Source organism: Clostridioides sp. LIBA-6622 (assembly GCF_056716095.1).
This window is the reverse complement of the sequence record NZ_CP196998.1, coordinates 1,350,609-1,365,049: the sequence shown is the minus strand read 5'-3', so window position 1 is coordinate 1,365,049 and position 14,441 is coordinate 1,350,609. Positions and strand designations below refer to the sequence as shown.

The 14,441-nt window shown below is 30.1% G+C and carries 12 protein-coding genes; all 12 read right to left on the bottom strand.

The features are described 5' to 3' along the window. Positions 1-47: 47 nt before the first annotated feature. The 12 genes from pgsA to pnp all read right to left on the bottom strand — a co-directional run bounded on the left by pgsA (position 48) and on the right by pnp (position 14,396). On the bottom strand, positions 48-590 hold the full coding sequence (pgsA, locus tag ACTG47_RS06575; RefSeq protein ID WP_479926543.1) for a CDP-diacylglycerol--glycerol-3-phosphate 3-phosphatidyltransferase: 543 nt from the start codon (positions 588-590) through the stop codon (positions 48-50). Continuing rightward, positions 577-1,911 (bottom strand): 30S ribosomal protein S12 methylthiotransferase RimO, encoded by a 1,335-nt coding sequence (rimO, locus tag ACTG47_RS06570; RefSeq protein ID WP_479926542.1) that lies wholly within the window; start codon positions 1,909-1,911, stop codon positions 577-579. Before rimO ends, pgsA begins: the two co-directional genes overlap by 14 nt. Further along, on the bottom strand, positions 1,905-2,957 hold the full coding sequence (gene mnmH, locus ACTG47_RS06565) for a tRNA 2-selenouridine(34) synthase MnmH (RefSeq protein WP_479926541.1): 1,053 nt from the start codon (positions 2,955-2,957) through the stop codon (positions 1,905-1,907). Before mnmH ends, rimO begins: the two co-directional genes overlap by 7 nt. Before the next feature lie 2 nt (positions 2,958-2,959). After that, the gene (locus ACTG47_RS06560) at positions 2,960-5,371 is read right to left on the bottom strand and encodes an FtsK/SpoIIIE family DNA translocase (RefSeq protein ID WP_169465605.1); all 2,412 of its coding nucleotides are present in this window, start codon (positions 5,369-5,371) and stop codon (positions 2,960-2,962) included. A gap of 122 nt (positions 5,372-5,493) precedes the next feature. Then, entirely contained in the window at positions 5,494-6,228 is a 735-nt protein-coding gene (locus ACTG47_RS06555; RefSeq protein ID WP_169465607.1) for an ATP-dependent Clp protease proteolytic subunit, read from the bottom strand. Positions 6,229-6,340: 112 nt separating this feature from the next. Then, positions 6,341-7,564 carry an aspartate kinase gene (gene dapG / locus ACTG47_RS06550; RefSeq protein WP_479926540.1) on the bottom strand — a complete coding sequence of 408 codons (1,224 nt, stop codon included), beginning with the start codon at positions 7,562-7,564 and terminating at the stop codon, positions 6,341-6,343. Positions 7,565-7,573: 9 nt separating this feature from the next. Next, entirely contained in the window at positions 7,574-7,819 is a 246-nt protein-coding gene (locus tag ACTG47_RS06545) for a YlmC/YmxH family sporulation protein (RefSeq protein ID WP_003419503.1), read from the bottom strand. Between the two features lie 35 nt (positions 7,820-7,854). Next, positions 7,855-9,102, bottom strand: coding sequence for a M16 family metallopeptidase (locus ACTG47_RS06540; RefSeq protein ID WP_479926539.1), 1,248 nt, complete (start codon positions 9,100-9,102; stop codon positions 7,855-7,857). Between the two features lie 156 nt (positions 9,103-9,258). Beyond that, a complete protein-coding gene (locus tag ACTG47_RS06535) occupies positions 9,259-10,002 on the bottom strand; it encodes a polysaccharide deacetylase family protein (protein ID WP_054269804.1) in 744 nt (247 codons plus the stop codon). A 240-nt stretch (positions 10,003-10,242) separates the two neighbouring features. Continuing rightward, positions 10,243-11,643 carry an MDR family MFS transporter gene (locus tag ACTG47_RS06530; protein WP_479926538.1) on the bottom strand — a complete coding sequence of 467 codons (1,401 nt, stop codon included), beginning with the start codon at positions 11,641-11,643 and terminating at the stop codon, positions 10,243-10,245. A gap of 47 nt (positions 11,644-11,690) precedes the next feature. Then, positions 11,691-12,116: a MarR family winged helix-turn-helix transcriptional regulator gene (locus ACTG47_RS06525; protein WP_479926537.1), complete on the bottom strand. Its 426-nt coding sequence runs from the start codon at positions 12,114-12,116 to the stop codon at positions 11,691-11,693. 168 nt (positions 12,117-12,284) lie between these two features. Then, entirely contained in the window at positions 12,285-14,396 is a 2,112-nt protein-coding gene (pnp, locus tag ACTG47_RS06520; RefSeq protein WP_169465617.1) for a polyribonucleotide nucleotidyltransferase, read from the bottom strand. Positions 14,397-14,441: the final 45 nt, after the last annotated feature.

Here is a 14,441-nt window from a genome sequence, read left to right as displayed (position 1 = left end):
TTATTTTTTATTAATTAATAAATTAATTTTTCTTTATAAATTATATTTTACTTAGAAGACATAAAAAGCTCTTTATTTTTATATAGGTATTCCCATCCTGAATATAAAGTAAGTAATGTTGCTATAAGTATAAGAATTCCACCTACATTTAATATTAATCCACTCTCAAACTGAGCTCCTATCAATAAAAATACTACTGATACCATCTGAGTTATAGTTTTAAGTTTTCCACTGTTACCAGCTGCTATTACTTTTCCATCTGCAGCTGCTATAGCTCTTAATATGCTCACTGTAAGCTCTCTAGCTACTATTATAATTACCATCCAACTACTTACAAGATGGTCTTCTATCATACATGTAAGTGCAGAAATGACTAATAGCTTATCTGCTAATGGGTCCATAAACTTTCCAAAGTCAGTAACCAAGTTGTATTTTCTAGCTATTTTTCCATCTAATGCATCAGTAATTGAAGCTACTATAAAAATAATACAAGCTATTAAAAACTTATTTGGTACATCGAGTAACATAATTAAAACAAATACTGGTATTAAAAATATTCTAAACAAAGTTAATTTGTTAGGCAAGTTCATATAAAACATCTCCCATTAAATCGTATTCCATTGCATCATTTATTTGAACACTTACGAATTCTCCTACTTCGAGATTGTCTACACTTTTTACATATACTATACTGTCAATTTCTTCCGCATCACCTTGTGTTCTTCCTGTATATACATTATCTTCTATCTGCTCTTCTATCAACACATCGTATTTCTTTCCTATTTTTTTGTCATTAAGTTCTTCAGATATTTTTTGTTGAATCATCATTAAAGTATCTCTTCTTTGTATCTTTACTTCTTCATCTATATGATTAGGTAATCTATCTGCTGGTGTATCCTCTTCTCTTGAATATGCAAATGCACCAAGTCTGTCAAACTTAACTTCTTTTACAAAATCCACAAGTTGTTTAAAATCATCTTCTGTTTCACCAGGGAATCCTACTATTATTGTGGTTCTAAGTATTGCATCTGGTATATTGCTTCTTATAAGATTTATTTTATTTAATATATCTTCTTTACTAGTTTTTCTATTCATTAATTTTAAAATATTGTTACTTGCATGTTGAATTGGCATATCAAAGTAACTACATATATTATCGTGTCTTTTTATAACTTGTACCAATTCTTCTGTTATAGATTCTGGATATGAATACATAACTCTTATCCACTTAAATCCATCTATCTTTGCAAGTGCTTCTAAAAGTTCTGGCAATTTTTCTTTTCCATATAAATCAAAACCATACTTTGTTGTATCCTGTGCTATAACTACAAGTTCTTTTACTCCAGATTCAGCTAATTTATTAGCTTCTTTAATTATATCTTCAAATTTTCTACTTCTATATTTACCTCTTAATTTTGGTATTATACAATAAGTACAATTATTAGAACATCCTTCTCCAATTTTTAAATATGCCATATAACTAGGTGTAGATAGATATCTTGGTAAATCTTCATTAAACACAAATTCTATATCATCAAGACTTACAATTTGGTGTTTTTCACTTAATTCTTTAAGTATCTCATCTATGTTCTGATAACTACCTGTGCCTACTATAGCATCTATTTCTGGAATCTCAGCTTTTAATTCTTCAGAATATCTTTGTGCCAAACATCCTGTTACTATCAACAACTTTAAGTTACCAGTTTGTTTTAATTCTGCAAATTCTATTATTGTATCTATTGATTCTTGTTTAGCTGATTCTATAAATCCACATGTGTTTACTATAATTACATCAGCTTCTTCAAAATCTCCAATTAATTTATAGCCTTTTTTATTCAAAATTCCCATCATTATTTCTGCATCCACTAAATTTTTTGAGCATCCTAATGACTCCAATGCTATTTTTAACATTCTTTATCTCCTTCCAATATGCTCTTATATAGGTCCATGACATCTTCTAAAGCTTTTTGTGTATCATTAAAGTTTATAACTTTATTGTACTTATATTTCTCTACTGAATGCATGTAAAGTGGGTCATAATATTCTAAAAGATATCTTTTTACAAGCTCTTTATATTTACCTGACTCTAATAATTCAATATAATCATCGACTACTTTATTACCCAATCTTTTTCTAAATTTATTTATACATTCTTTTAAAATCACGACATTATCTTTATCATAAATATAGTCTCTACAAAGTCTGTTAACTCTATTTTCAATGTTACATTCCAATAGTATATGATATCCTTCTCGCGTCATTGCATCAAAAATCTCATTTGGAACTGTAACACTTCCTACTCGTTTACTTTCACTTTCAACAAATATATAATTCTCCTTTGAGAAAAATATACTTTCAAATAACTTAGTTTCAAAATTCTTTTGAGATGGTGGCTTCTTATCAAATGTTATAAAACCAAAAGTAGACCCACTATTTTTAGCTATACCTTCCAAGTCTAATACATCTATAGCTTTTTCTTCTAATAAATGTAATAAATCAGTCTTTCCTACTCCAGTCAAGCCATGAACAGATACAAAGTTTTTTGTATCCATTGCATTTCTTAAATACTCTAAAACAAAATTTCTATAGGCCTTATATCCGCCTTCAAGTTGATACACATTTACACCTAATGATGACAATACATTTACTATACTTCCACTTCTCATCCCACCTCTTGCACAATATATAACAATATTATTATAATTTGTTGCAAGATTTGCTGCTTGTAAATACATATCTTTTAACTTATACGAGACATAGTCAAAACCCTTTTGTATCGCTTCATGTTTTCCTTGCATTTTATAGATTGTTCCAACTTCATTATGCTCATTATTTTTAAAGATAGGCATATTAACCGCATTTAATATATGGTCTTCTTCATACTCACCTTCTGTTCTTACATCTACAAATATTACTTTCTCTAGCTTAAATGCTTCTTCTATTTTTATAACTGACAATTCTATTCACCTTCTAAATTCTGCAAATCTTGTTTGCTTATTAATACCTTTCTTGGTTTACTTCCCTCACTAGCTCCAATTATTCCTCTTTCCTCCATAGAATCTATAAGTCTAGCTGCTCTATTAAATCCTATTTTAAATCTTCTTTGTAACATAGAAGCAGATGCTTGACCACTCTCCACTACAAATTCTATTGCCTCACTCAAGAATTCATCTTCATCACTACTCTTTGAAGTATTAACCTTAGATATAGTTTCAATTATATCTTCTTCATATTTTATTCCATCTTTAACCTGGCTTTTTACGAAATCAATTACTTTTTCTGACTCGCTTTCTGATATGAATGCACCTTGAAGCCTAACTGGCTTTGCTGCACCAAGTGGGTAAAATAACATATCTCCTTTACCTAGAAGTTTTTCTGCACCACCCATATCAAGTATTGTTCTTGAATCAGTTTGAGATGATACCGCAAATGCTATCCTAGATGGTATATTAGCTTTTATAACCCCTGTTATAACGTCAACAGAAGGTCTTTGAGTTGCTACAATCAAATGCATTCCTGCAGCTCTTGCCATTTGGGCTAGTCTACAAATATAGTCTTCTACATCATTTGCACTTGCCATCATTAAGTCTGCCAACTCGTCTATTATTATTACTATTTTAGGTAATTTTTCTTCAGATTTCTCATTATAACTTGTTACATCTTTTACTTGAGCATCTGCAAATAGTTTATATCGTCTATTCATCTCAGTAACTGCCCAATTCAAAGCATTAGCAGCTTTTTTAGGGTCAGTAACTACTGGTATTAATAGATGTGGTATCCCATTGTAATTTGCAAGTTCAACTACTTTTGGGTCTATCAATAGTAACTTTACTTCGTCAGGATTTGCCTTATATAATATACTACTTATTAATGTGTTTACACATACACTCTTTCCTGAACCTGTAGAACCAGCTATTAATAAGTGTGGCATCTTACCTATATCTCCAATTATAATTTTACCTGCTACATCTTTTCCAAGCCCCATTGCAAGAGGAGAATTAAAATTATTGAATTCTTCACTTTCCAAAACTTCTCTTACTCCAACCATTTGAGCTTCTTCATTTGGAACTTCTATTCCAATTGCACTTTTTCCAGGAATTGGTGCTTCAATTCTTATGCTTTTAGCTGCTAAACTTAGAGCTATATCATCAGTTAAATTTACAATTTTGCTTACTTTGACTCCTGGACTTGGCTGTATCTCATATCTAGTTATAGTAGGCCCAACTGTAACTTGATTAATTTTCGCCTCTACTCCAAAATCGGATAATGTCTTTTCTAAAAGAGAAGCATTTTTTAACACTTTCTTTTTGCCATTTTCATCAGATTTCTTATTTACTTTATTTAAGAGTTCAATACTAGGTTTCTTATAATTCGAATAATCTTCATTAACTGGCTCTGCTATGATACTCATAGGTTGAGTTTTTTCTATATTTAAGTTAGGTTTTTTTATATCAACTTTTTTTTCTGGTTTAGTATCTACAACTGAGCTTTCATTTGTAGCTTTTTGTAATTCCTTTAAAACATCTAACTCTGGCATACTTTGAGTTCCTTCTAATATTTCTAAATACTCATCTTCTGCTTTATTAAATCCAACTATTTTAATAGTCTTATCATCTACACCATCAGTATTTTCTTCTTCAAAATATTCCTCTTCTTCATCCTCATCGTTACGACCTTTTGACATTAATCCTTTAAAGAAACCTGGTTTCTTGTTTATAGTAGTGTCATCTACTTCGTCAGTCATCATATCTATTGCGGATTTCTTCATATTTGCAATCTTATCTTTAAATGTTAAATTACTGTCTTTTGATGCTTTAGATTTTGATTTTGCATTTGATACCAAATCTTTTATAGAAATATTAAATATAAACATGATAGAAAGTATAAGGGCAAATATACTTATCAACCATCCACCTGCTAGACCAAATACTTTACTCATATAATATGCAATAGTAGTTGCTATCAAACCACTACCTTGTCCACTTACACCCATTTTCATGACATCATCAAACATGTTACCTTTTAGTGGGCTATCTACAGGAAGAGTTCCTGCATTTAATAATCCGTAAAATACAAAGATAAATAAAATAATTATGTAGTATAATTTAGTCTTTCTTAGTCTATATATATATTCATTCCCATCAAAAAATCCTAAAAGTCCTGTTATAATTACTATAAATGGTATTGCTATGGAAAGCCCTCCAAATAGTCCTTTAAAAAGATTCTGCATTAACACAGGTACCCATCCCATAGAGTTAGAATTTAAACTATATAATAAAAATACACCTATAAATATCGTTATCAAATTATGATATTCTGCGTTAAAACTTAAGGTATTTACCTTCTTTTTTTTCTTCTTTTTCGTGGCCATTAATATCACTCCTTATTTTTAGCAAGTTTTACCCCTTCACAGCAAAAAGTGCTAATGCCTTAACACTAACACTCCTACTTTATTACATCATTATATCATAAATTTTATTATTTAAACAAACTTTAATCATTATTTTTTTCTTCATCAGATTCTTTTATAAGCTCTTTTAATTTTTTAAGAGCTTCCTTTAGTCCTCCAACTTCATCTATAAGCCCATAATCTACGGCTTCTTTTCCTATCAATACACTACCAACATCACTTACAAGCTCATCTTTTTCATGCATAAGTTTCTCAAGTACATCTTTTTTGATATTTGAGGTTCTTATTATAAACTGAATTATTCTATCTTGCATCTTTTTAAAATACTCAAAAGTTTCATTTATACCAATCACAAGACCAGTAGTCCTCACAGGATGTATAATCATGGTTGCTGTTGGTGCTATAAATGAGTAATCCCCTGCTGTAGCAAGAGGAACACCTATACTATGGCTACCTCCTAAAACAAGAGTAACCACTTTCTTAGATGTACTGTTTAAAAGTTCTGCAATAGCTAGACCAGCCTCAATATCTCCTCCAACAGTGTTTAAAACAACTAGCACTCCTTTAACCTCATTACTTTCCTCAATTGAATATAACATTGGAATTATATGTTCATATTTTGTGGCTTTTTTTTGAGGATTTCCTATAAAATGACCTTCAATTTCTCCAATTATAGTTAAACACTGAGTATCTTTAGGAGGTTGAGGTGGCATTTCATTAGTACCAAATTGCTTTATACATTCTCTTTCTTCACAACTAGATTCTCTTCTACAACTATCTTTATCAAATGATTCATTATCTTCTCTACAATCTTTCATAAAAAAACTCCTATCAAAATTATATTTAACTTAGTTTTACCAAATAAATCAAATATATTAAGATATACATAAAATTATTAATATTTGAATAAAAATAATTGTATTATAGTGTTTATTTTACATAAAATTGTTGGTGTATTGCATGTACTGCTGTGTGCATATCTTCTTCGCTAACTAAACAAGATATAGTCATATTTGAGTCTGATGTTTGTAAAAGAGATACTCCTGCCTTTGATAAGCCTCTAACTACCTTTGACATGATACCAGACATTTCATCTGCAATTCTTGAACATATCAATGTGACTTTGGCACAATCTCTATTTACTTCATAATCCAATTCAAATTTATCTAGTATTTCCTTTAATGCTTTTATATCAGCATCTTCAATAACAAACGCTTTTTCTGATATAAAGAAGTTTATCATATCTATAGTTATAAGTTTATCTTCTATCTCATTTAATACTTCTGTAAACACTTCTTCTGCTGATTTAATCTTAACTTGTGCTACACTATCTTTATTTGCAACAGCAACATTAAAGTCTTTTTCTTGTTCATATTCTATATTTTCTTCTAAGTGTCTACATAAAGAACCTATTTTTGTACCTTCAAAAGTTGGGTTCATTGTATTTTTTATAGCTAAAGTTATATTGCCACTTTTAGCTAATTGTACTGCTCTTGGGTGTATTACCTTTGCTCCTTTATCAGCCATTTGGAACACTTCTTCATAATTTATAAAACTCAATACTTTAGCATTTGGTTCTACTCTAGGGTCTGCTGTCATTATACCATCCACATCAGTGTAAATTTCAACTGTTTCACATTCTAAAGCTTTACCAATAGCAACTGCTGATGTATCACTTCCTCCTCTTCCAAGGGTAGTTATTTCTCCATCATCTGTTACACCTTGGAATCCAGCGATAACTACAACTTTGCCACTATCTAAAGCTCTTTTTACCTTCTTAGGATTTATATATTTTATTTTTGCATTAGAATATTCATCACTTGTAATTATACCTGCTTGTTGACCAGTAAAGAAAACAGATTCTATCCCTTGTGCATTCAATAAATTAGCAAGAATTGTTCCTGATATTATTTCACCACAAGACATGATTAAATCAAGCTCCCTCTTCTTTGGTTCCTCATTCACTGCACTACACAAATTTATAAGTGTATCTGTTGCATATGGAGCTCCTTTTCTACCCATTGCTGAAACTACTAATACTAATTGTAATTCTTCATCATTCTCTTTGTATGCTTTTACTATCTTACATACTTCATTCATTTTTTCATATGATTCTACTGATGTCCCACCAAACTTTTGCACTAAAATACTCATTTTTTCCTCCTAAATATATCCCTCATATTCTATAATTATCATGTCATTACCTATTTTTTTCACATTTCTCCATGGTACTTCTAAAAATGACTTATCCTTTCTTCTGGCAAAAAAACCTTTTTCTTTTGGAATTAAAAGCGCTAATATACCGCCTGTAGTTTCATCTAGTATAAGGTCACATTCTCCAATGACCCCCAATCTTTCTCCTGTGACCAAGTTAACTATTTCCTTACCTGCTATTTCAGATAAATTCATATTTTTATACCTCCAGAGATTTACTTTTTAAGATATCAATCCAGATGCAGAATCTTTTCTACATCTCTTCCAACTATACATGTACCAATATTTTTGATATTGAATACCTTATCAACAACTTTTTTTACTGAATTAATATCAACATTATTTATACATTCAAGTATTTCATCTGTAGTTTTTACTTTTTTGCTAAGTAACATAGATTTACCAGTAGACATCATTCTACTGCTAGTACTTTCTAAATCCAATATATAATTGCCTTTTAATTGTTCCTTACTTTCAGATATTTCTTTTTCTGTAAGATAATTTTTTCTTATATTTTCAATTTCTTTCTTTATTAAATTATAAACATCTTGCAAATTTTCTGTACTCATACTTGCAAATATACCTAATTCACCACATTTTCTGTACAATGTCTGTGATGAGTATATGGAATATACTAAACCTTTTTCCTCCCTTATTTTCTGAAAAAGTCTTGAGCTTATACTTCCACCAAAAATATTATTCACTACTGCCATTGAATATACTTCATCATCATTTTCAGATGGAATACCTTTTAGGCACATAGCTAAGTTTACCTGTTCAGTATCTTTATTTTTTGATATAAAGCAGGGATTAAACTCAGCCTCACTTATTTCTATATTCAACTTTTTATTTTCCCAGTGTCCAAATTTCGATTTGATTTTATCTACCATATCATCAAAATTAAAGTTTCCAGCTATAGAAATAACAGCATTATTTGGAATATAATACTTATTTAAGTATTCTAACATAGATTCCCTAGTTATATTATATAGAGAATCTTTTGTACCAATTATATTCATTCCTAAACCATCATTAGCATATATATTTTCTACCAATAAATCATAAGATAAGTCATCTGGTGAATCTTCATACATCTTAAGTTCTTCCAATATTATAAGTCTTTCCTTATCTATATCATTTTTATCAAATCTAGAATTTAGTATCATATCACTTAATACATCAATTCCTGTATCTATATGCTCATCTATTAATTTTACATAATAACATGTACATTCTTTACTTGTAAATGCATTTATTTGCCCACCTAAATTGTCTATTGAGCTAGCAATCTCCTTTGATGTTCTGTTTTTGGTTCCTTTAAACATCATATGCTCTATAAAATGAGAAGTTCCACTCACCTGTGCTTCTTCTATTCTAGAGCCTGCATTTATCCAAATACCTAATGTTATTGACTTTAGATATGGTATTTCTTCACCAATTATTGTAAGTCCATTTTCCAGTGTTTTTGTCTTATACATTACATTCTCCTAAAAATTTATTCTTTGTTTTATATTGGATTATTGAAAACACTATGTTTTAATTATATTTATTTTTATATGTATTACATTATAAGTCAGTCTTTTAATTAATTCAACTACAACTTATACAATCTTAATCAAATATTTATACTTTGTCTACTTAAACACATCACTTAGTTTACCTGGTTTTAGTCCTTTTTCCCTTACAATTGCTATAATATCATCTATACATTTTGTGGTTGCATCTGTTGGGTGCATTAAGATTATACTATTATCTTTAATATCTTTTTTCTTCATTCTATCAATTATTACTTCTGGTTGGTCTTTATATTTCCAGTCTATAGTGTCAGCATCCCATTTTATTGATGTATATCCCAATGCTTTGGCAGCTTTTACTGTTTCTGGACCGAAGGAACCTGCTGGTGCTTGAAAAAATTTAGTTTTTTCATTTATGATTTCTTCAATTATTTTTTTAGATGTTTCTATTTGTTCGTAATTATCCTCATATGATAGTGTCGAATAATCTAAATGTTTGTATCCATGATTCCCTATTTCATGTCCCTGTTTTTTTATCTTCAATAATTCATCCTTATTCTTTTCTGCCCACTTACCTGTCACATTAAAAGTAATTTTTACATTTTCCTTTTTAAGTGTTTCTAAAATGGATTCTACATACTCTGTTTCCCATCCAAGGTCTATATTACAAGTTAATGCAACATATCCACTTTTATCTTTTGTTCCTCTTTCATATGGTAAGTCTACCCCATTAAAAAAGTTGAATACTGGTTTATTATTGAACATTTTTAATACCATTACTCCTCCTGATAGCCCTAATAATAAAACTAAAATCAGTATTATTATTTTCTTGAGTTTACTCTTGTTAAGTACCATCATTATCATTAAAACTCCCCCTAATTATGTACAAATTGTTTCTTATTTAATACTATTAAAAGAAAGCTTTATTTATGCACTAAATATGATGCAAATACTTTTCTATATATCAACATTATTTATATTGGTAATATGTTTTGATATTACTTTTAATATGTGAAAAAGCTCTGTTATTTTGCCAACAGAGCTTTCAAGTTCTACTCAAAAATATTTTTTAGCTATTAAAGTATTTCTACCTAATCATAAATTTTAACTTATTGAATTCTGTGAATTTTTTCTTTCTATAAAGAAGAAAGCTATTAAAAACTGAACTACTGCAACAATTGAAATACAAATAAATGCTACATCTATTCCAAATACATTTGCTGTAGTATTAGTCATACCTCGTGATGTTACTGTAGCAGTTGTCATTACTGCAACAAAAACTGCTGAACCAATAGAACCTGCTATTGTACGTAATGAAGTAAGTAGTGCTGTTCCATGCGCAATATTTTTTTCTCCAAGTACACTCATTCCCCAAGTAACAATAGGCATCATAATCAATCCAATAGCTATAAGACGCACAATATAAAAAATTGATATGTATATTACTGATGTATTTTTTCCTACAAAAGATACTCCTAAACAGCTTATTGCTAAAAATAAACTACCATACACAATCAATTTTCTTATTCCAAACTTATCATAAAATCTTCCAGCAAAAGGGCTTATAAGTGCCATTATGAGAGAACCTGGCATCATAATGAGACCTGATTTAGTTGCTGAAAAGCCTCTTACTGTTTGAATATATATTGGAATCAAAGTAGAACCTGCCATCATCACAGCATACAAAAACATACTTATAATTACTGCCAGTCTATAGTTTTTGTTTTTAAGAATACTAAGTTCTAAAAATGGCTCTTCTGAATGAATCTGACGTAAAGAAAATACTATAATTGATATAATACCCACAAATATTGGCAATGCGATGCTTACACTAAAAAAACTAGTTGTTCCAAGATTTCCAAGTCCAAGTAAAAGTCCACTAAATCCTATTGCACACAATAACATAGAAAACATATCAAATGATTGTTTTTTTGTTTCTATCACATTTTGTAACACTTTAGATGCTATAATGATATCTATAATACTTATAACAAAAGAAAACCAAAATATGGCTTGCCAATTAAAGATATCAATAACAATTCCTGCTAAAGTCGGTGCAAATATTGGTGCAGCACCAGCAGCCAATCCATAAATCCCCATTATTGACCCCATTTGTTCAGCTGGGTAAATTGTTAGAATTATCACTTGTGTCATAGATAACAACACTCCATTACCCATTGCTTGTAATATACGGCCAAACAAAAGAGGAGGAAATGAAGATGCAGTAGCAGAAAATAACAATCCTACAGAAAAAAGACACATAGCACTTATAAAAAGTGGCTTAGTTGGAAATCGTCTAATTAGAAATGCAGTAGCAGGAACCATAATTCCCATTGCAAGTGTATATGCACTAGTAAGCCATTGAGCTGTTGTTGCTGATATGTTTAAGTCTCCCATCATGACTGGTAGTGCAGTAGTAAGTGATGTTTGAAGTAGCGAACCTACTATAGAGCCAATTAACAATACGGCAAAAATCATATTTCTAGATTGCTTATTTAAATTCATATATTTACCTTCTTTCTATTTTTATTAGCAATTTTTAAGAAATATCATTATTTTTTATCTGTAAAAAAACTTATAATCTTTTTTTGAATACGCACATATGCAACTGCATCTTCAGAACCTAATGCTTCTAAAAATTTAACAGTGTATTCCAAAAATTCTTTTTCATTCATTTTTTGTTGTTCTACTCCTTTTGGTCGTAACTCAACTAGTGTCTGTCTACCATTTTTAGGGTCGACATAACGCTCAATCATTTCCTTTGACTCTAGCTGGTTAAGTATAGCAGACATTCTAGCAGTACTGACATTCATAGCAGTGCTGATTTCTTTTGGATTTACTTTTTTATTATTTTTATATAGGTAACCCAATACAAACTTTTCACCACTTTGCATATCTGAAATTTTATCTTTATGTGGTATTCTTACCATCAAAGTCTTTACTTCTCCAAGTTCAAGAGCTAATTGTATATAATCCATAATATCACCTCCTTTTATTGCTAACACTATTAGTAATTTACCATATACTGTAAATAAAATCAATATTAACAGTATATCTAACAAAACTATCTTATTATCAATAAAATATTATATCCTTACAATAAAAAAAGCAAAATCATAAGATTTTGCTTTTAATTATTTATTATATTATTTATTTTTATGTTCTGGTTTTGGTAAAAGAACTTTTCTTGATAAATTAACTCTTCCTTTTTCATCTATTTCTGTAACTTTAACTTCAACTTCATCTCCTATATTTAATACATCTTCAACTTTAGCAACTCTTTCATGAGCTATATGAGATATATGAAGTAATCCTTCTTTTCCTGGAAGTATTTCAATAAATGCTCCAAAATTCATTATTCTACTTACTTTACCTTTATAAGTCTTTCCTACTTCTGGCTCGATTACTATATTATTTATAAGTTCTTGAGCTTTCTTAATCATGTCAATCTCAATACCTGATATAAATACTTCTCCAGTTTGTTCGATATCTATCTTAACTCCAGTTTCGTCTATTATCTTAGTTATTATCTTTCCACCAGGTCCTATTACATCCTTTATTTTATCAGGGTTTATTTGCATCTTAACAATCTTAGGTGCATATGGTGAAAGTTCTGGTTTTGGTTGAGATATAGTTTTTCTCATTTCTCCTAGTATATGAATTCTACCTTCTTTAGCTTGTTTTAAAGCTCTTTGTAGAATTTCCTTATCTATACCATCTATTTTTATGTCCATTTGTATTGCTGTTATACCATATTCTGTACCAGCTACTTTAAAGTCCATATCTCCTAAATGGTCTTCCATACCTTGTATATCTGAAAGTACTGCAACCTTACCATCATGTTTTATAAGTCCCATAGCTATACCTGCAACCATATCTTTTATAGGTACACCTGCATCAAGTAAAGATAATGTTGAACCACATACACTTGCTTGAGATGTAGAGCCATTTGAACTTAATACTTCAGAAACCAATCTTATAGCATAAGGGAAGTCTTCTTGAGATGGTATCACTGGTAATAAAGCTCTTTCTGCTAAAGCACCATGTCCTATTTCTCTTCTTCCTGGTCCTCTTGATGGTCTAGCTTCTCCAACACTGTATGCAGGGAAATTATAATGATGCATATATCTCTTATTTTCTTCTTCATCTAATCCATCTAGCTTTTGAACATCTCCTAAGGCACCTAAAGTAGCCACATTAAGTACTTGAGTTTGCCCTCTAGTAAATATAGCTGAACCATGAGCTCTAGGTATCATTCCAGTTTCACACCATATAGGTCTTATTTCCTCTAGTTTTCTATTATCTGGTCTTACATTTTCATGTACTATAAGTTTTCTTACTTCTTCTTTTATTATATCTTGTAATACTTCTTCTATATCTCCAATATAATCTTCAAAGTCTTCAAGAGTTTCTTCAAAATGAGCTAAAGTTTCTTCTTTAACTCTATCCATATTTTCCATTCTCTCTAATTTTTCAAAAGTTTGAACTGCTTCTTTCATCTTATCAGTTGCAAATTCACGAACCAATTGAGTTATCTCTTCTCCTGCATGGTACAATTCTACTTCCAATTTTTCTTTTCCAACTTCTGCAACTATACCATCTATAAACTCAACTACTTTTTTTATTTCTTGATGAGCAAATAAAATAGCCTCTAACATCACATCATCAGGAACTTCATCTGCTCCTGCTTCAACCATCATTATTGCTTCTTTTGTACCTGAAACAACTAAGTGCATTGAACTTTTTTCTCTTTGTTCTGCATTTGGATTTACAACAAATGCACCATCTACAAGACCAACGCATACTGAACCAGTTGGTCCATTAAATGGTATGTCTGATATAGAAAGAGCTATAGAAGAACCTATCATTGCTACTATATCTGGTGTACAATCTTGGTCTACTGATAAAACAGTTGCAACTACTTGAACATCATTTCTAAATCCTTTTGGAAATAATGGTCTTATTGGTCTATCTATCAATCTTGATGTAAGTATTGCTTTTTCTGAAGGCTTACCTTCTCTTTTTAAAAAGCCTCCTGGTATCTTCCCTACAGAGTATAATTTTTCTTCATAATCTACACTTAAAGGAAAAAAGTCTATTCCGTCTCTAGGTTTAGCCGATTTAGTTGTATTTACCATTACCATACTATCACTGTATCTAACTATGCAACTACCACTAGTCATTTCACAAATTTTGCCTATTTCTACAGAAAGCTCTCTTCCTGCAAAATCCATTTTAAATATTTTATGTTCAAACATTAATGCTTGTCCTCCTCTTATTAAAAACACGTATATCACTCTATT